The sequence below is a fragment of the Zhongshania antarctica genome (assembly GCF_014202945.1).
GTDB classification, from domain to species: Bacteria; Pseudomonadota; Gammaproteobacteria; order Pseudomonadales; family Spongiibacteraceae; genus Spongiibacter; species Spongiibacter antarcticus.
Window position 1 is genome coordinate 327,694 of record NZ_JACHHW010000003.1, and the last position, 19,282, is coordinate 346,975.

16 protein-coding genes are annotated in these 19,282 nt (G+C 51.1%); 12 read left to right on the forward strand and 4 right to left on the reverse strand.

Annotation, left to right across the window (positions count from 1 at the left end; genetic code table 11):
- The first annotated feature begins 288 nt into the window (after positions 1–288).
- From HNQ57_RS06570 to HNQ57_RS06610, 9 genes are all read left to right on the forward strand, one after another.
- Positions 289–1,455: an acyl-CoA dehydrogenase family protein gene (locus HNQ57_RS06570; RefSeq protein ID WP_184461794.1), complete on the forward strand. Its 1,167-nt coding sequence runs from the start codon at positions 289–291 to the stop codon at positions 1,453–1,455.
- A 54-nt stretch (positions 1,456–1,509) separates the two neighbouring features.
- The gene (locus HNQ57_RS06575; protein ID WP_184461795.1) at positions 1,510–2,688 is read left to right on the forward strand and encodes an acyl-CoA dehydrogenase family protein; all 1,179 of its coding nucleotides are present in this window, start codon (positions 1,510–1,512) and stop codon (positions 2,686–2,688) included.
- Positions 2,689–2,709: 21 nt separating this feature from the next.
- Complete coding sequence (locus HNQ57_RS06580; protein ID WP_184461796.1) at positions 2,710–3,837, forward strand: acyl-CoA dehydrogenase family protein; 1,128 nt, start codon at positions 2,710–2,712, stop codon at positions 3,835–3,837.
- Positions 3,838–3,882: 45 nt separating this feature from the next.
- Complete coding sequence (locus tag HNQ57_RS06585; protein WP_184461797.1) at positions 3,883–5,433, forward strand: long-chain-fatty-acid--CoA ligase; 1,551 nt, start codon at positions 3,883–3,885, stop codon at positions 5,431–5,433.
- A 192-nt stretch (positions 5,434–5,625) separates the two neighbouring features.
- A complete protein-coding gene (bla, locus tag HNQ57_RS06590; protein ID WP_184461798.1) occupies positions 5,626–6,162 on the forward strand; it encodes a metallo-beta-lactamase in 537 nt (178 codons plus the stop codon).
- A 10-nt stretch (positions 6,163–6,172) separates the two neighbouring features.
- A complete protein-coding gene (locus HNQ57_RS06595) occupies positions 6,173–7,408 on the forward strand; it encodes a winged helix-turn-helix domain-containing protein (RefSeq protein ID WP_226968283.1) in 1,236 nt (411 codons plus the stop codon).
- Between the two features lie 11 nt (positions 7,409–7,419).
- Positions 7,420–7,875 (forward strand): DUF1294 domain-containing protein, encoded by a 456-nt coding sequence (locus HNQ57_RS06600; protein ID WP_184461799.1) that lies wholly within the window; start codon positions 7,420–7,422, stop codon positions 7,873–7,875.
- A gap of 78 nt (positions 7,876–7,953) precedes the next feature.
- Positions 7,954–9,003, forward strand: coding sequence for an NAD(P)H-dependent flavin oxidoreductase (locus HNQ57_RS06605; RefSeq protein ID WP_184461800.1), 1,050 nt, complete (start codon positions 7,954–7,956; stop codon positions 9,001–9,003).
- Between the two features lie 98 nt (positions 9,004–9,101).
- Entirely contained in the window at positions 9,102–9,422 is a 321-nt protein-coding gene (locus tag HNQ57_RS06610) for a hypothetical protein (protein WP_184461801.1), read from the forward strand.
- Positions 9,423–9,503: 81 nt separating this feature from the next.
- Here HNQ57_RS06610 and HNQ57_RS06615 read toward each other — a convergent pair whose 3' ends face one another.
- From HNQ57_RS06615 to doeB2, 4 genes are read right to left on the reverse strand one after another with little or no spacing between them, the layout of a single operon-like run.
- Entirely contained in the window at positions 9,504–10,865 is a 1,362-nt protein-coding gene (locus HNQ57_RS06615; RefSeq protein WP_184461802.1) for an NAD-dependent succinate-semialdehyde dehydrogenase, read from the reverse strand.
- Positions 10,866–10,885: 20 nt separating this feature from the next.
- Positions 10,886–12,157, reverse strand: a complete 1,272-nt coding sequence (gene doeA, locus HNQ57_RS06620; RefSeq protein WP_184461803.1) for an ectoine hydrolase — start codon at positions 12,155–12,157, stop codon at positions 10,886–10,888.
- Positions 12,154–13,392 (reverse strand): aspartate aminotransferase family protein, encoded by a 1,239-nt coding sequence (locus HNQ57_RS06625; protein ID WP_184461804.1) that lies wholly within the window; start codon positions 13,390–13,392, stop codon positions 12,154–12,156. Before HNQ57_RS06625 ends, doeA begins: the two co-directional genes overlap by 4 nt.
- Before the next feature lie 55 nt (positions 13,393–13,447).
- Entirely contained in the window at positions 13,448–14,644 is a 1,197-nt protein-coding gene (gene doeB2, locus HNQ57_RS06630; RefSeq protein WP_184461805.1) for a N(2)-acetyl-L-2,4-diaminobutanoate deacetylase DoeB2, read from the reverse strand.
- Positions 14,645–15,021: 377 nt separating this feature from the next.
- On the opposite strand from doeB2, the gene ggpS reads away from it, so the two are divergent.
- From ggpS to gloA2, 3 genes are all read left to right on the forward strand, one after another.
- Positions 15,022–17,298, forward strand: a complete 2,277-nt coding sequence (gene ggpS, locus HNQ57_RS06635) for a glucosylglycerol-phosphate synthase (protein ID WP_184461806.1) — start codon at positions 15,022–15,024, stop codon at positions 17,296–17,298.
- Positions 17,299–17,399: 101 nt separating this feature from the next.
- A complete protein-coding gene (gene gtfA, locus HNQ57_RS06640) occupies positions 17,400–18,842 on the forward strand; it encodes a sucrose phosphorylase (protein ID WP_184461807.1) in 1,443 nt (480 codons plus the stop codon).
- A gap of 40 nt (positions 18,843–18,882) precedes the next feature.
- Positions 18,883–19,275 carry an SMU1112c/YaeR family gloxylase I-like metalloprotein gene (gloA2, locus tag HNQ57_RS06645; RefSeq protein WP_184461808.1) on the forward strand — a complete coding sequence of 131 codons (393 nt, stop codon included), beginning with the start codon at positions 18,883–18,885 and terminating at the stop codon, positions 19,273–19,275.
- The last annotated feature ends 7 nt before the right edge of the window (positions 19,276–19,282 follow it).

The window sequence follows — 19,282 nt, forward strand, 5'->3', positions numbered from 1 at the left end:
ATACACGTGCAATTTTGAGGCTGACAGGCGGTTCGCCGAGATTAGATTCAGTTTGTAACATAATGTCTATTAGATGTCATTGCTTGTCATTGCCTACCCCGGCAATTAAAGCGACTCTCTACACTCAAAATTTGCCAGTCCTGAATCCTATGAATTCAGTTTGCACCAAACGTTAATATAAAACCGGTGCGCTAGAGGGCTTTGTTACCAATCGCCGTCATTATTTTTGACGCGGACAGTGATATTTGCCAGCAAAAATAACACGCTATTTAAATGGAGTTCAAAATCATGTTGCCGCGTAATTTTACTGAAGAGCAGGTCATGTTTCGCACCGCTTACCGCAAATTTCTTGAGCAGGAAATTGCACCTCATATCGAGGACTGGCGGGAGCAAGGTATTGTCGATCGCGAAGCGTTTCAACGCGCCGGTAAACAAGGCTTTTTGATGATTTGGCCCGATGAACAATACGGCGGTATGGGCGATCGTGATTTTCGTTTTGAGCAAATTATTATTGAAGAGACCAGTCGCATCTATGCGGGGGATTGGGCTAATACCTTGCATAGCCGTTTGGTTGGTCCGTATATCGACCGCTTTGGCAACGACGAGCAGAAAGCACGGTTTTTGCCGAAGTGCGTGAGTGGCGAGACCATACTGGCCATTGCCATGACCGAGCCTGATGCAGGTTCTGACTTGGCGGGAATGCGCGCCAGTGCCAAAGATAAGGGCGATCATTGGTTGCTCAACGGTACCAAAACTTATATTACCAACGGTATCAATTCTGATGTGGTGATTGTCGCTGCTAAAACTGATCCAGAGAACAATCCCCACGCCGTTGGTTTGTTCTTGGTAGAGCGGGGCATGGAAGGTTTTGAGCGCGGACGTAATTTGAAAAAAATGGGCATGAAGGCTCAGGACACCGCGGAGCTATTTTTCACCGATGTGCGCGTGCCTAAAGAAAACGTGCTGGGAGATCCAGGCCACGGTTTTATTTATCTTATGCAGGGCCTTGCTGAAGAGCGTTTGATTGGCGCTTGCGGATTTTTGTCGGGTGCGCATAAAGCGTTTGAAGTGACCAGAGAATTTACTCAGCAGCGCAAAGTGTTTGGCAAGCCGCTGTCTAAAATGCAAAACACCGAATTTAAAATGGCCGATCTGCGTACTGAACTTGATGTGGCGCAGGCTTATGTTGATCAGTGCGTAGCGGCCCATAATCAGGGCGCCTTAACGTCTGAAGACGCGGCGAAGGCCAAGCTATTTACCAGTGAACTTTTGTGCAAAATGGTTGATGAAGGCGTTCAACTGCACGGCGGCGCCGGCTATATGGATGAATACCCTATTAGCCGCATGTACACCGATGCGCGTATCACCCGCATCTTTGCTGGTAGTTCAGAGATCATGAAACTGATTATTGGTCGTGATTTGTACTCTGATAAATTTACGTCGTTTTTTGAGTAATTGTTTGGTTTTACCGCCCAACAATATTAATAACTGCTAAGAGACACACACACTATGTACGCTAAATTTAGTGACGCCGAACTGGCCTTTCAAAGTGAAGTGCGCAGCTTTATGCGGGACAACTACACCCCGGAACTCGATGCGCGCATTAATCACCCAGACACGTTTAAAGAAGCCAGTATTGAATGGCAAAAATGCTTAGATCGCCAAGGTTGGGCTGCACACGGCTGGCCAGTAGAGCACGGCGGCCAGGCTTGGACCGCAACGCAGAAGTATATTTATAGCACTGAACTGGCTGCTGCTGGTGCCCCAGATGTTGTGCCTATGGGCATAAAAATGGTGGCGCCCGTGCTTTACAGCTATGCCTCAGACGAACAAAAACAACGTTTTTTGCCGCCTACTAAGGCGTCTGATATTTGGTGGTGTCAGGGCTATTCAGAACCCGGTGCCGGTTCAGATTTGGCCGCCTTGCAAACTAAGGCCGTGCGCGACGGTGATGACTATTTGGTGACCGGTACCAAAATTTGGACAACCTATGCCCAGTATGCCGACTGGATATTCTGCTTGGTACGCACCAGCAATGAAGGCAAGCCGCAGCAGGGTATTAGCTTCCTGTTGATCGACATGAAAAGCCCCGGGGTGACAGTGTCGCCTATTATCTCAATTGATGACGAGCATCACCTCAACGAGGTGAGTTTCGACAATGTGCGTGTTCCTGTGAGCAATCGCATTGGCGAAGAGAATCAAGGTTGGACCTACGCCAAGGCTTTGCTGACCTATGAACGCACCGCACTGTCTGGTGTTGGCTACTGTAAACGCACGCTGGCCACCATTCGCGAAATGGCGGCGCAGAGTCATAATCAAGCGCCTTCGCTGCTTAGTTCGCCGGATTTTCAGGCGCGCTTAGCCGATGTTGAAATGGACGTTATGGCGCTGGAATTCTTAGAGCTGCGAGTACTGAGCGCGATAGATAGCGGCTCGGCACCGGGTATGGAATCGTCGCTCTTAAAACTGAAGGGCACGGAAATGCAGCAAGCTGTGCAGAGTCTGCAATGGGACGTGGCCGCGAGTTTTGGCGGTGTGCTACCCGCTGAACACGGCGCTGAAGCCCTTTGGCAAAGCAGCGGCAATATGGCGCGACGCAGCTATATGTTCGGCCGCGCGAGCACTATATACGGCGGCAGCAATGAAGTGCAGCGCAATATTATCGCCAAATTCGCATTGGGTTTATAAGCTCACGCAGGAGAGTAAGTAATGGATTTTTCGTTAAGTGAAGAACAGCTCATGCTTAAAGACAGCGTGACAAAATTTATGGCCGCTAATTACAGCCCTGAACAGCGCGGCGAGATTATCAAAAAGGCAGATGGTGCTGGCCATTGGGCGAGCTTTGCTGAACTCGGTTGGCTCACGGTGCCGTTTTCCGAAGCGGCGGGCGGCTTTGGCGGCAATATTGTTGATACCTGTGTGTTGATGGAAGAATTTGGCAAGGTATTGGTGGTAGAACCCTACTGGTCGAGTATTGTATTGGCGGGGCAGTTACTGGCCCGGAGCAGCAATGCTGAACTGAGCCAAGCCTTATTGCCTGCAATAATGGCGGGTGAATCCCAAGCTAGCTTTGCGTGGTTAGAAGCCCAGGGCGAGTTCAATTTAAGCCACGTGAGTTCCACTGCCCAACAAGACGGTGACGACTTCATTCTGAATGGTGAAAAACAGCTGGTATTAAACGCCGCCGCTGATTTTATTCTATTGCCCGCTCGCAGCAGCGGTAGTGTAAATAGCGAACAAGGTATTAGTTTGTTTAAGATTGATGCGCGGCATCCAGCGCTAGTGCGTGAAGAAGTGGCCTTGATGGATGGCCAGCGCGCGGTAAATATCCGCTTTAATGATCTGCGCGTGCCTGCCAGCGACATGTTAACAGCAGAAGGCGAGGCCTATTCGCTGATTGCCGATGTCGTCGAAGAAGCGCTGATCGCACTTTGCGCCGAGGCAGTGGGCGCGATGGAATACTTGTATAAGGCCACCGCGGAATACGCCAATACCCGTAAGCAATTTGGTACGGCAATTGGTAAGTTTCAGGCGCTTCAGCACCGTATGGTCGATATGTTTATGGCCACCGAACTGTGCCGGTCGCTGCTAATTCGCGCGCAGTGCTCGGTATTGGACGACAGCAGTGATCGTCAGAAAGACATCGCGGCGCTTAAATCAATGGTCGGGAAATACGGTCGTAAGGTGGCCGAAGAAGCTGTACAGTTGCATGGCGGTATGGGCGTGAGTAATGAAATGCCCATTGGTCATTATCTGAAACGATTGATGATGATCGACAGCTATTTTGGAAATGCAGCAACGCAGCGTCGCAACTTTTGCGAATTAAGCTACGCTTGATGCGAATGCAGTGCGGGCAACAATAACAATAATTTGGAGAGCGTCATGAAGATGTTTAACAACATCAATGACCACACGTCCTACCACGCCAAGCGGCGTGGTGAGGTGATGATGGTCAGCGATAATATTAAGACTTTGAGTTACGCAGAGGCGTGGGATCATATCAATGCGATCGCCGCCCATATACAGGCAGAGGGCATTAGCAAGGGCGACAGAGTCGCAATTCTGGCTAAAAACTCCGTCGACAATATCTGCATCTTCCTTGCATGCGCGCGCATTGGCGCAGTTGCAGTCGGGCTTAATTATCGCCTGACGCTCTCTGAACTTGATTTTATTTCCAGCAATGCTGGGGCAAAATTCCTGTTTATGGACCAAGAGTTTAATAGCCTGCGTGGCGATTACCTCAATAGTATTAATAGCGTATGCCTTGATAGCGACGAAAATGCGCCGATTTTAGCCGAGTGGCTGGCAACGCCAGCGAGCTTGACTGAGGTCGAGGTCAATGGCGACGATATTCTGTTTCAAATGTACACCAGTGGTACGACCGGTTTGCCAAAGGGTGTATTGATCAGCCACGGCAATGTGCTGGCTAACTCTTACCAGGCGCCGCTGAGCACCGGTATTGGCTTTAGAGAAGGGGATCGCGCGCTTGTGATCGCACCTTCATTTCACGCTGTTGGTTTGGTTGGTGCTTTGCTTGGGGTGATCTACGGTTGTTCCCTTATTATTCATCGCGACTACGATCCGGTGGGCATGGTTGAAACCTTGGCCAAAGAGCACATTAATTCAGTTGCCGTTATTCCAGTGATGCTGCAATTCTCATTGGCGATGGTGCCGAATATTAAGGACTACGATTTCTCGGAGCTGCACACCATTAATTATGGTGCCTCACCGATTTCAGAAACCTTGTTAAAAGAATGCATTGACGCCTTTGGTTGCGATTTTGTACAGGGCTACGGCCAAACCGAAGCGACCATGGCGCTGACCTTCCTCACCGCCTCGGACCATCGCAAGGCCCTGGCTGGTCAGCCAGAATTGCTGCGCTCATGTGGTCGCGCGGTGTTTGGCTCAGAGATTAAAATTGTTGGCAACGACGGCCAAGAACTCGCCGTGGGCGAAATCGGTGAAATCGTCGCCAAGGGCCCGCAGATTATGCAGGGCTACTGGAAAAACCCTGAGGCTACTGCCAAGACAGTGATCGATGGTTGGCTGCATACCGGCGATGCCGGTCGTATGGATGAAGATGGCTATATCTACATTCAAGACCGTGTCAAAGACATGATTATTTCTGGCGGTGAGAATATCTACCCTGCAGAAATTGAAAACCATCTTGTGTCGCACCCGCAAATTCAAGACGCCTCGGTTATCGGTGTGCCCGATGCCAAGTGGGGTGAAGTGCCTCTAGCTGTGCTGGTTTCGGGTGGTCAGCCAGAGTTGAGCGCGGAGGAACTGACTGAATTCTGTCGCGAAAAACTGGCCGGTTACAAGATTCCGCGCAAGCTGGAATACATTGCTGCCTTGCCCCGTAATCCTACGGGCAAGGTGTTGAAAAAAGATATTCGGGTAATGATGGCAGAGAAGTATCCAGCGGTGTAATGAGCACCTATTACCGTGACCTCAAATAGCCTTTGAGGTGATGCTCAGTAGCCAGTAGAATCGGGGCATTTATACACGGATGTTGCCCCGGTTTACGTTTGGCTTTAGTGTGGTCGGTGTTCGCTGGCGAGGTTTAAACCTCGCCATAGGGCGCCACAGGCGCAGCCTAAGGTCTATTGATAAGTATGTTCGATGAGGCATATATTCGTCGCGCTGTTACTGGCCCTCGCCGTGATGAGTCCATCCCAAATCTGGGCGAGTGAAGAACTGCCCACCTCAAAAAATAAGCAACTCACCTACAGTGTTTATCTGCACATCTCCCATAAAGTCGTTGATGGCTTTGGCCTGGTTGATTCAAATGGTCACGTCGTCCTTATTGGCAGCGAGGCCTATATTGTCGACACACCATGGTCGGCGCAAGATACCGAAACAGTGCCGCAGTGGGTTAAACCCCAGGGATTTACACTGAAAGGCGTGGTTTCAACGCATTTCCATGAAGACCGCACGGCGGGTATTGAATACCTTAATGCCAAGGCCATAGCCACTTACACCCCAGCTCGAAACAATAAAATATTGCAGAATGCTGGCAAACCCCTAGCGGCAAACACCTTCAATACAAATAATTTTTGGCCGGTAAAGGCGCACATAGACGTTTTTTATCTGGGCGCAGGGCATGCTCAAGACAGTGTCGTTGTCTGGCTGCCAGAGCATAAGCTACTTTTAACATGACGCGTATACCATGATGACAGTCGTTGATGCTGGCCAGCCGGAAATGCTGGCGCGTTTGCGGCGTATGGCGCTATCTGCACAGGGCCTATTGCAAGCGCAGCCTTATGGGCGCGGAATAGAGGGTGCGCGTAAGGCAATTCGGCACTTGGCTTATGTGCAAATCGATACCATCTCGGTGGTAGAGCGGGCGCATCATCATGTTTTGTATTCGCGGGTGCCTAATTTCCAACCGACGATGACGAATCAGATGTTGTTGAATGGCGACATTTTTGAGTATTGGACGCACGCTGCGGCGCTTATTCCCATTGAAGATTTTCGTTTCTCTTTACCGTATAAGCATGCAATTAAGTGCGGCCGTACCCACTGGTTTAAAACGCCAGATAAAAAGTTGATGAGGGAATTGTTAGCCCGTATTCGTATCGATGGCCCGCTGCGATCTCGTGACCTCGAAGCCAATACTAAGCAGCGCGCGGGTTGGTGGGATTGGAAACCCGCCAAAAAAGCTTTGGAACAGTTGTATATGCAGGGTGACCTCATGGTGAGCAAGCGCGAGGGCTTCCAAAAAACCTATGATCTCACCGAGCGGGTGCTGCTGGGCAATATAAACACATTCATGCCCAGTGTGGATGAATTCGCTGCGCATATAATAGATCAGCAGCTGCGCTGCCACGGATTAGTCGCATTAAAGGGCTTCACCTACCTGCGGCGCGACACTGAGCTGCGCAAAGCAGTAAAGGCACAAGTGGCTGAGCGCTTGGCGATGGGTAATTTGGAGCAAGTGCAGGCGAGCAATGGCGAAGTGTTTATTGTACACGCGGGTGCGCTAGCGCGGCCGCTACCGAGGCTGAACAAACGTCTCATGATTCTCTCGCCATTTGATAATAGTGTTATTCAGCGTGACCGCCTTAAAGCCTTGTTTCAGTTTGATTATCAAATAGAATGCTATGTCCCCGAAGCCAAGCGCAAGTACGGCTACTTTAGTCTGCCACTACTTTACGGCGATGAATTTATTGGGCGTATGGATTGCAAAGCTCATCGCAAGGAACGCCATTTGGAAATTAAATTTCTGCACTTTGATGTGCACAATAACGACGAGGAAATGCTCATTTCCGCTTTTGTAGCCGCCGTGAGCCAATTCTGTCAGTTCCAAAACTGTGATGCAGTGTCGTTGACAAAAGTTTATCCAGAACAGTTCTGTCAGCGTTTGCAAAGCGCCTTAGCGCCGCTGCGCCGTAAGCCGCAATAAGCGAGCACCTGATGAAAATTTATTACTACCCAATTATTTTATTAATTGCAGGCCTTCTGTACTCCTATTGGTTTGGCTATACGCCCGCATTGGTGGGCTTGCTTTATTTTATGAGCAGTGTCGTTTCATATGCGCTCTATGCCAAAGACAAAAAGGCGGCAAAACGTGGCGCTTGGCGAGTGCAGGAGAATACTCTGCATTTGACTGCTTTACTGGGTGGGTGGCCGGGCGCACTTATCGCTCAGCAACGACTTAGGCATAAAACCCAAAAAGTCCGCTTCCGTGTGGTGTTTGCCGTGACGTTTTTATTAAACATTGGCCTGCTTGCTTGGCTGCACACGCCCAATGCCTCCCAAAACTTGCGTTATTATGGCGATAAAACCGGGGATTGGGCGGTGGGCCAGTTTGGCGTAAATCTAGGTACTGCTATTGTGCAGGAGTTAACTGGGTTTCACCGGCCGCGTTAGGCTTAATACGCGAGGGCAGGGGTAAAGCTTCATTCTCGCGACTCAAATAGCCGTGTTTACTTTTGAATGGGATACGCAATGAATATAAAAGAACTTCTCGGCGTCGAGCTACCTATTATTCAAGCGCCGATGGCGGGGGTGCAAAACCACGAACTTGCTGTTGCTGTATCCAATGCCGGCGGCTTGGGTTCGCTGCCCTGTGCCATGCTCAGTTCAGATGCCTTGCATACGGAATTAAGCGCACTGACGACGAAGACGAGTGAACCGTATAATCTTAATTTTTTCTGCCATGTGCCACCAGAACCGGACGCGGAGCGAGAGCGAAACTGGCGCCAGGCGCTGGCGCCGTATTTTGCTGAGCTGGGTATAGATGTAAATGCCATACCCGAGGGAGCAGGGCGCAGGCCTTTTAGCGCTGAAACAGCAGAGGTCTTGGGGGAATTTAAACCGCCAGTAGTGAGTTTTCATTTTGGCCTGCCAGCACCGGAATTAATGGCGAAAATACGCGCTTGGGGCGGAAAGATAATTTCAAGCGCCACCACCGTCGATGAAGCGCGCTGGCTCGAGGCGCGCGGTGCAGATGCGGTCATCGCCCAAGGATTAGAGGCGGGCGGGCATCGCGGATTCTTTTTGTCGACGGATCTCAATACCCAAGTTGGCACCTTTGCCCTGCTGCCGCAAATTGCCAGCGCGGTAAATATTCCTGTGATTGCGGCGGGCGGAATCGCCGACAGTGCCGGCGTTGATGCGGCTGTTAAATTCGGCGCGATAGCGGCTCAAATTGGCACCGCCTATTTACTTTGTCCCGAGGCTAACACCAGCCCAATTCATCGCGCAGCCCTGCAAAGTGACGCCGCTAAAATTACCGCGCTCACTAATTTGTTCAGCGGTGGTGCGGCGCGTGGCATTGTAAACCGCTTAATCCGCGAGCTTGGGCCGATAAATGGCCTCGCTCCAAAATTTCCGCTGGCGGCAACAGCCATTGCGTCTTTGCGGGCTGGGGCAGAAAGTTTGGGCAGTGGCGATTTCTCGCCCTTGTGGGCTGGACAGAATGTGAGTGGCTGCAAAGAAATTTCGGCGCAGTTGTTGACCAAGGCGCTGGCGAAATCATTTTATAAGTCACACTGACGCCCTAGCGTTACTCGTATTTGGTGAGAATGTCGTGTTGAACTGTATAAATACGCGCCTAAGTGCAATATTTTACGGGCCTAGCGGCGCCATAATTAATGAAAGTAGAGATGATGAAAAATAATATTAGGAGTTTAGCCAAGATTGTATTCGCTACAATGGTAATTCTTGGCGCCTATGTTGCTATGTGCATCACAGGTAACGGAGAAACCTTAAAAGTAATGACAGGCGTTATTGAAAAATGTGCTGTTCTTGGTGGGAAAAGCGCCGAAGCTTATTCACATGCCACAATTAAAACAAGCTCAGGAAGTTACTTAATATCAAGTGTTTCAAGCTGCAGTGCCGGGCGTGATGTTAATATTTTTGTTAAGCGTGGCATTCTGTATTTTAATGCAATTTATGTCGCGGAAATAATGTAAATGAGTTTCAAGACTGCCTTGGTTTTTTACTGTGGAAATCGATTCGCCCCCATTTACCTCATAGGGGGCGATGTCCTAGGTTTACTTCACCCAAATTTGCTTCGTATTCACAAACTCCCGAATACCGTGGGGGCCTAATTCGCGGCCATAGCCAGAGCCTTTTATCCCGCCGCTAGGCAGTCGGGAGTCGGTTTTAACAATACCGTTTATTGCGACTTGGCCGGCTTCTAGGCGGTTGGCTATGTTGGTGGCGAGTTTGGCGTCGTTGGTCCATACCGCCGCGCCAAGGCCGTAGGGGGTTTCGTTGGCGAGTTGCACGGCTTCTTCAACATCTGCGGCGCGGATCACGACCATGATGGGGCCGAAGGTTTCTTCTTTAAACGCGCACATACCCTCTGTTACATCGACTAAGAGCGTCGGCGGGTAAAAGAAACCCGGGCCGTCGCTGAGTTCCCCGCCGAGTAGACATTTGGCGCCAGCGCTAATGGTGTCGGTTACTTGGCGATGCAGGTTTTGGCGCAGGTCTTCTCTGGCAATAGGGCCGACTTGGGTATCTGCTAGCAGCGGGTCGCCGGTTTTGAATTTCGCCATTCGGGTGTGCAGTTTTTCGACAAAGGTATCGTATACGGTGTCTTCGACAATAATGCGCTTAGCCGCAATGCAAGATTGCCCCGCATTAATCATGCGCGACAGGGTGGCAACGTCTGCCGCGGCATCTAAATCGGCGTTGGCAAGAACAATACAGGGGTCGGAACCGCCGAGTTCAAGCACGGTTGGTTTGATTTCGGAGCCAGCGATGGCGGCAACAATGCGACCGGCATTGCCTGAGCCCGTAAACGACACGGCGGCGATGCGGGGGTCGCGGATGGCGGTTTCTATGGTGCTATTGTCGATAGCGACGTTAACCACAATATTTTCTGGGGCACCGGCATCCGTAAAGACTTTTGCGATGGCGGCGGCGCAGGCGGGCACATTGGGGTCGTGCTTCATGACGCAGGTATTGCCTGCCATGAGCGCGGGCGCAAGGTAGCGAAAGGCCAACCATAGCGGTGCATTCCACGGCAGTATGCCGAGTAGGGTGCCCAGTGGGGGATGGCATATATAGCTGATGCTGGCGTCTGAGGGCAGGGTTTGCGGCGCCAAGTACTCGGCGGCGTGCTCGGCGTAGTATTCGGCGCAGCCCGCCGCTTTTTCGACCTCTGGGCCGCCTTCGCGAATTGGTTTACCCATTTCTAAGGCCATGAGCTTTGCTAGGGCGTCTTTTTGCACCCGGAGCTCAGCCGCTACCGCACGTAATACTTTGCCGCGCTCTTCAATACTGGTGGCCTGCCATTGGTCGGCGGCGCGGTAGGCGTCGCCAATTTTTTCGTGGAGCTCGCTGCTGTTTAGGGTGGGGTATTCGGCTATGACTTGTCCGGTGCAGGGGTTTGTCGCTGTTAGCATGGCTACCTCGTTGTGAATGATTACTCGCCGCTTTTCGCTTTAGCCTTGTCGCCGCTGGAGCTGGCTTCGGCTTTTTCCCGTTTGTTTTTACGTGCTTCATCAAATTCTAGCAGAGCGGGTTCAGGCTGCTCGGGTTTTACGGTGAAATCGCGGTCCATAGTGAAAAAGGATTCGCAACCGGTGTCGGTAATGTAAATTGAATCCGAAATTCCGCAGGTTTTGTCGCCGTCTACGCCCCACATCCAAGGAATGATGTGAAAGGTCATACCGGGCTGTAACACGGTTGATTCACCCTGTTTGAGGCTGACGATATAGCCTTCATCCCAGCTGGGCGGAAACGCGATACCAATGGAATAGCCGGAGCGGGTGATAAGCCTGGCGCCACAGTCATTTTCTGAAATAATATTGCGCACTAAGTTGTCGGCGTCAGAGACGGTCATGCCCGGTTGCACTTTGTCGTGCACTGCGTGCAGTGCCAGTTTCATGCGCTCTTGGGCGTGGTGCATCGAGTCGCTGAGCTTGCCCAGAATCACGGTGCGCATCATGGCGGTGTGATAGCGGCGATAGCAGCCGCCGACCTCTAAAAAGACATGCTCATTGGGCAGCACGGTGCGGCCCTCCCAGGTGGCATGGCCAATCATGGTGCGGGGCCCAGACGTCACGTAGGGCATTACCGCTGGTGGTTCGCCGCCGGCCCTAAACATGGCAGAACTGATGGCTGCGCCAATTTCATTTTCAGTGACACCCGCTTGGCAGGCGTCGATACCTGCTTGCATCCCAGCTTCAGTGGCCGCCGCGGCTTTGCGCATGAGCTGAATTTCTGCGGGCGATTTGCAGATACGGCCCTGCTCAACAATGCCGAAACAGTCTAGCAATTTGGCCTCGGTCAGCGTGGTGTGAATTCGATCTTGTTGATAAGCCGGAAAAAAATAGCTATTGCGCTCGTAGCCGATGCGTTTTTTGGCGAGGCCAAATTCGCGCAGGGCATCTACCAACATTTGTATCGCATCGCCTGTGTCCGGGTAGGGTCGAGTGCGCTCGACCCAGGTGCGAGCGATAATATTCGACTCCTCCATGGCGCGAGTAATCATGAAGGGCTCGTCTTCTAGCGGCACGACTAAGGCCTGGAAGAAGGAGTAACCCGTGGTTTGGTAGTCGGTGAGGTACATGATGTTTTCTGGATCAGAAATCACCACGGCATCTAGGCGCCGGTCGGCAATGCGCAGCCGCAGCGCCGCGAGTCGGCTCTGGTATTCCTCAAAGGGAAAGGTCATATCGTCGCGTTGGATCATGCGGTGGCCTCCATCACTTTGCTGGTATTGCGCACCAGGATGTCGAGTCCTTGTTGGAGGTCGTCGTGGGGAATGGTGAGCGGCGGGATCAATTTAACCACACGGCCGCCGGTGCCGCAGCTGGCAATGAGTAGGCCGTCGGCAAAGCACGTGTCTACAATCGCTTTGGCTTGTTCACCGCTGCCAACATCTAAGCCGAGAATCATGCCTTTGCCACGCACCGCAACCGCCTTAAAGTTCTTTTCGAGTGGTGTTAGTGCGCCAGCCATAAGTGCGGCTTTATGGGCGACCTCAGTCATGAGTTCACTGTCTTCAAAATAGCCGAGTGCCTCGCTGCCTGCGACAAACGACAGAGACTGGCCGCGAAACGTGCCGGTGTGTTCGCCGGGGGACCAGTGCTTGTCGATCTCTGGTTTCACGAGGTTGAGGGCCATGGGCGTGCCCATACCGCCAACACCTTTGGCGAGGCAGACAATATCGGGGTCGAGACCCATATCGTCAAAGCTAAAGTAACTGCCAGTGCGGCCACAACCGACCTGAATGTCGTCAATAATTAATAGGGCGCCGACGTCTTTGGCGAGCTTGGCCAGCGCTTGTAACCATTCTTTACTGGCAACGTTTACACCGCCTTCCGCCTGTATGGTTTCAACTAAAAATGCGGCAGGTGGCGAGAAGCCGCTAGAGGCGTCGGCATAGTAAGTCGCTAACTGTTTAAGGTGCTCCGTACAGCCAAATTTGTGATGCGATACATGATTCAGTGGTACACCTGCCGCGCCGCGAAAATAGGCATTGGCGGTGCAGGCTAAGGCGCCTAAAGTCATGCCGTGAAAACCGTGGGTAAAGGCCGCTATTTCTTGGCGGCCAGTGGCGCGCCGAGCAATTTTTAGGGCCGCCTCAACCGAGTTGGTGCCGGTTGGCCCCATAAACTGCATTTTATGGTCCATATTCCGGGGTTCGAGTATGGTTTTAACAAAGCGCTCCATAAATGCCCGCTTGGCAGTGGTGTGCATGTCCAGACTGTGGGTAACACCGTCGGATTCAAGGTAATTAATCATGGCCTTTTTCATACGCGGATTATTGTGGCCGAAGTTCAAGACCCCAGCACCGGCAAAAAAGTCGATGTACTGTTTACCGCTCTCGTCGGTTTGGCGGGCGTTCACGGCCTTGTCGAATACCACCGGGTACACTCGGCAATAGGCGCGGATGTTTGATTCACGTTGCTCAAAAATACTCATGCGTACTCCTTCTTGTAAATAATGTCCGTCGTGACGCTGACGGGGTGCTATATTTTCAGATGGTTTGTGCAGGTTTTTCGGGCGTTGTCACGCCGCAGAGGCGAGAAAACAAATTGGTAACCAGAGGAATTAATCGGTCATTAAAATCGTAGTGGGGGCTATGGCAGGGCACTTGATGATGCGCGTCGCCGTCGTCGGCACCAATGAGTGCAAAGGCGCCGGGAATTTCCCGCAGATAATAACTAAAATCTTCCGACGCCATGATCGGCGTGCGGATATTTAAGTGCAGTGAGTCGCCGCCGTTGCTCTCTTGCCATAGCTGACGAACATGCTGCGCCTGTTTTGGATGATTGATGGTGGCGTTGTAGCGCGGTGTTATTTCAACCTCGCACGCCACACCGTAGCTGTGCGCTGTGTGCTGGCTAATCTCGGTGATTAGGGCATTGATTTGATCGCGACTCGCTTGATCTGGCATGCGAATACTGCCGCCTAGGATCGCCTGCTGGGGAATAATGGTTGCCCCACTGTCGGCCATGAAGGAGGTTACGCTAACGACGGCTGCCTGCTGCGGGGCTAGGCGGCGACTGACAATTTGCTGCAGCGCTAGAGTAATAGCGCTGGCGGCGAGCACTGGGTCTCGGCATAGTTCCGGTTGACTGGCATGGCCGCCCTTGCCTGTTACCGTTATGGTAAAGGTGCCGTTGCCACACATAACAATATCGTCGGGACACACTAGTTTCCCAAAGGGAATTGCCGGCCAGTTGTGCCAGCCGTATATTTCGTCAATGCCGTCTAGTGCGCCTTCATTAATCATTTCTCTTGCGCCGTGTCCGCCTTCTTCTGCTGGTTGGAATAGTAATGTGACAGGGCCAGTTAAGCTTTGTTCATTGTGTTTTAACCAGCGCGCGGTGGCGAGTAGTGTGGCAGTGTGGCCGTCGTGGCCACAGGCGTGCATACAACCAGATTGGGTCGACGACCAGTCGCGACCGGTTTGCTCAACAATTGGTAGGGCGTCGATGTCGCCGCGCAGGGCGATATGTTTGCTGTTGGGTTTAGCCAGTTTGCTGTTGGCTTGTAGCGTGGCGATGGTGCCGGTTCCTGCACATTTTCGCCATGCAATGCCAAGTTGACTAAGGGTGTTTTGCACTGTTTCAGCAGTGCGAACCTCTTGCCAGCTCGGCTCGGGGTGGGCGTGTAAGTCGCGGCGCAAGGTCTGTGCGGCGGCGATTGTGTTCAACCAGTATTTAGACATCACGTTTTTACTGTGGCATAGCTTTTGCGTTGGGGCAAATCTTCATTTGAAATTTTTTAATGGCGTTGGGGTGGGCCACATTGGTGCAGCTGCGCAGTTTGTGGTGCTGGATGGTATAAGGTTTTGAAAAAAATAATTTTTCCATGAAATTTAAGAAATCCCTTAACAAGCCTGTGTATCGGCGTTATTGGCGATTTTGGTTAAATGAGCTTGCTTTTTGGCGGCACAGAATCTGCATACTTACTGAACTGCAAAGTAAACGGCACTAGCAAACATTCAGTGCAGCGCTAGTGCCGTCTGTTGGTGTTATGAAATTTTATAACAGCACCCGGAGTCTGGTGGGAGCTGGGCTCTGCGTTCAAACGCAGGTAATTTTAATGCTTTTAGCTACGGATTTAGACGGTACTTTTCTGGCTGGCGATAACGACCAGCGTCTTAAACTTTATTGGTTAATAGCGGCGCACCCGGAGATTAAACTGGCCTTTGTGACTGGTCGCGGGCTGGAGTCGGTATTGCCACTGCTCTCTGATCCGATGATCCCCGAGCCGGATTATATTATTTGTGACGTGGGCTGTACGGTGGTTGATGGCCACACTCAGCAAGCCATTCAACCGTTGCAGGGTGATATTGATATACGTTGGCCCGGTGACCATGTGGTTGAATCAGCGGTAAGCCATATTGCCAATTTACAGCGTCAGGATGTTCCTCAGGAGCGGCGTTACTCCTTCTTTTGCAATGCAGAAGCGATTAGCAGCGAGCTTGAGGAAGCCGTTAGTGACCTAGACTGTGATCTCCTGTATTCGGCTGGCTTGTATTTGGATATTTTGCCCAAGGGCGTGAATAAGGGTTCTACTTTGCGGGGCCTGGTCGAGCAACTGGGCATAGACGATGAAGATGTCTTGGTTGCGGGTGACACCCTGAATGATTTGTCGATGTACGAGCACGGCTTTATTGGTGTTTGTGTTGGCGAGTCTGAACCCGCCTTATTACGCGCGACCGAAAATCAGGCGCGGGTCTACCACGCCGAGGAGGCCGGTTGTGGCGGTATTTTACAAGCGATAGAACATTTTGGCTTTTTAGGTGCGGCGGGTATGGCCGCAGAACAGCGCGATGTCTTGGTGCCGGGAAAGTCTGACTTGGTGATTGTTTATCACCGGCTTCCCTACGAAGAATCTCGCGAAAATGGTGAGACTATCCGGCGCAGGCCAAGCTCACCCAATGGCATTATTCCGACCTTGATGAGCTTTTTTGCCGACGGTCGCGCGGGTTCTTGGGTTGCTTGGTCAATTCATGAAGAAGGTGACGCTAATTTTGAAACTCACACCGAAGTAGATGCCGCGCGCTACCCCAATTTACTTGCCGCACGAGTGGCCTTAACAACACACGAAATGGATATTTTTTATAAAAAGTTCTCTAAAGAAGCTTTCTGGCCAACCCTGCATACCTTCTGGGAACGCGCGACCTTTAGAGAGGATCATTGGCAGGTTTTCCTTAATGTGAATAAACGCTTTGCTGAGGTGGCCGCCAGCGAGGCCGCTGAAGGCGCAACGGTGTGGATACACGATTACAATTTATGGATGGTTCCGGCATTTTTACGCGAGATTCGCCCAGATGTGATTATCGCTTTTTTTCACCACACCTATTTTCCGTCAGCGGACGTGTTCAATGTTATTCCTTGGCGCCGAGATATTATTGGCAGCTTATTGCAGTGCGATTATATCGGCTTTCATATTCCTCGTCAGAGTGAGAACTTTGTTGATGTCGCCCGTGGTGTAACGCCTTTGATAGTAACGGAGAGAATGAGCTGCGCGCCGCGCTTTTTGAGCTATGGCTGTGCGGTGGGTTTAGATGAAATGAGTACTGAGATTCAAGTCAATGATCGTCGTATTTGTTTGGGGGCGCATCCAGTCGGCTTGGATCTAAAACGGGTGGAAGACGCGCTAAGCAATGCAAAGGTACAACGACGAATGGTTGAACTCAGGGAGGAGTTGCACGGTACCCGCATGATTTTGTCGGTAGGCCGACTCGATTACACCAAGGGCATATTAGAGCAGCTTGAGGCTTACGAAGGCTTGCTGGAAGAACATCCAGATCTCCACGATAAAGTGACTTTGATGATGGTGTGTGTGCCCGCCGCCAGTGAAATGACAATTTATCGGGATTTGCAGCAACAAATAGAGCAGGCGGTAGGCCGTATAAATGGTCGCTTTGCCAAAGTGGGCTGGACGCCGCTGCAATTTTTCTTTCGCAGCCTGCCCTTTGCCGAGTTGGTGGCCTATTACAGTATGGCCGATGTGATGTGGATTACGCCTTTGCGCGATGGTCTTAATCTAGTTGCCAAAGAATATATTGCCACCCAAGGCATGACCGACGGTGCCGGGGTCGTGGTTTTATCTGAATTTGCGGGGGCGGCGGCAGAGTTGCGCGGCCCAATTTTGGCTAACCCCCATGACCGTAATGAACTCGTGCAAACCTGCTACTTTGCGCTAAATCTTAACCGCGACGAAGCTCGCAGTAGAATGCGCGAGGCCTACGACATTGTTCGCCACAATGACATAAAGATTTGGGGGAATGAGTTTATGACCTCAGTGAACGCCTGTCGTAAGCCTGCCGGCGACACCGCCCTAAGGGCGCTGGTGGCCGATGTTATTTAGCGTTAAATATTATTATTTAAAACTTTGGTGTTGTCACCGAGAGCAGTTTTGCAGTGGGCACGCGCTGCTTATTGATCTTAATTCCAGGCTGGAGCCCTAGTATGGCATTACGCAATGCAGTGCAGATGATTTGCTATCCGAATCGTCTGGGCAATAATCTAAGTGATTTATACACCGTCATTGAACGTCATTTTTCCAATGCTATTGGCGGCGTGCATATTCTGCCGTTTTTTCCCTCAAACGCAGACGCTGGATTCTCGCCATTAACCCATAAGGAAGTCGATCCTGACTACGGCGATTGGGAAGATATTGAACGAATATCGGCAAAATACGATCTCTGTTGCGACGTGACCGTAAACCATATTTCCGACGAATCGGTTGAGTTCAAGGATTTTATCGCCAATGGCTATGACTCGGAATACGCCGACCTCTTTGTACACGTTGATAAATTAGGTGAAATTAGCCCCGATGATTTAGCAAAAATCCATATTCGTAAAGAGAAGGAACCCTTCCGCCGCGTAGACTTCGCCGACGGTGGTACTGGTCGCGTGTGGTGTACTTTTACCGAGCATCAGGTCGATTTAAACTACGACTCTGAGCTTACCTACCAGTTAATGGAAAACTATATTGGCTTTTTGGCCCAGCGTGGCGTGAAGTTGTTTCGCCTCGATGCCTTTGGTTATACCACCAAGCGCATTGGTACCAGTTGCTTTTTGGTTGAGCCCGATGTCTATCGTAACCTCGACTGGATTAATGGTGTTGCCCAGTTACACGGTGCTGAGGTCTTGCCTGAAGTACATGACCACAGTAGCTATCAATACGCCATAAGCCGCCGCAATATGCATCCCTATGGCTTTGCCTTACCGCCACTGCTGCTATTTTCCTTGCTGGATGCAAATAGCGTGTACTTAAAAAACTGGCTGCGAATGTGCCCGCGCAATATGGTTACGGTGCTCGATACTCACGACGGTATCTGTATTCCCGATGTTGAAGGCGTTTTGCCTGATGATAAAATTCGCGCCTTAATTGACAATATCTCCAGTCGCAGTGCTGACCCTATACTGCGCCGTTCTGCTGCCAATATTCACAGCGTTGGCGCTATCTACCAGTTAACCTGTACTTTTTACGATGCCTTAATGCGCAATGACGACGCGTATTTGGCGGCGAGGGCAATTCAATTCTTTACGCCGGGGATTCCTCAAGTGTACTACGTAGGCTTGCTGGCCGGCTGCAATGACAATGAACTAATGGAAGAAACTGGCGAGTTGCGTGACATTAATCGGCATTTCTACAGTATGCCTGAGATTGATGAGGCGGTGGCGCAGCCGGTGGTTAAACGGCTCTTGGCGTTAATGCGTTTTAGGAGTAATTACCCTGCCTTTGATGGCCATTTTGAACTTGGCTACTCTAATGATTCCAGTGTGGCCATGGCGTGGCGCCACGGTGAGTTTTACTGTCATTTGTTTGTTGATCTCAATTTTAATAGCGCGACTATTACGTATCTCGACGAAGAGTCGTTAGCGGAGTGTCGCCTTCAGTGTTGATTTTTGCTTATATAGACCCCTTAGATACGAGGGCGTTTATATGTTTAAGTCGATTCATCATGTTGCGATCATCTGCTCTGATTACGCGGTGTCTAAGCATTTTTATACGTCTATATTAGGCTTGGAGATTGTCGCTGAGAATTATCGTGCCGAGCGAGCATCCTATAAATTAGATCTGCGTTTGCCCAGCGGTGCGCAGATCGAGTTGTTTTTCCTTCCTGGTGCGCCAGTCAGACCAAGTTACCCTGAGGCACAGGGCTTGCGGCATTTGGCTTTTAGCGTAGATTCTGTGGCAACGACGGCGGCCTATTTGAATTCCCTGGGCGTAGTGGTAGAGCCAATCAGGGTGGATGAGTACACTGGCCGAGCCTTTACTTTTTTTTGTGATCCAGATGGTTTGCCGCTAGTAATATATGAGGAGATAGAGGCTTAGTGCGGTC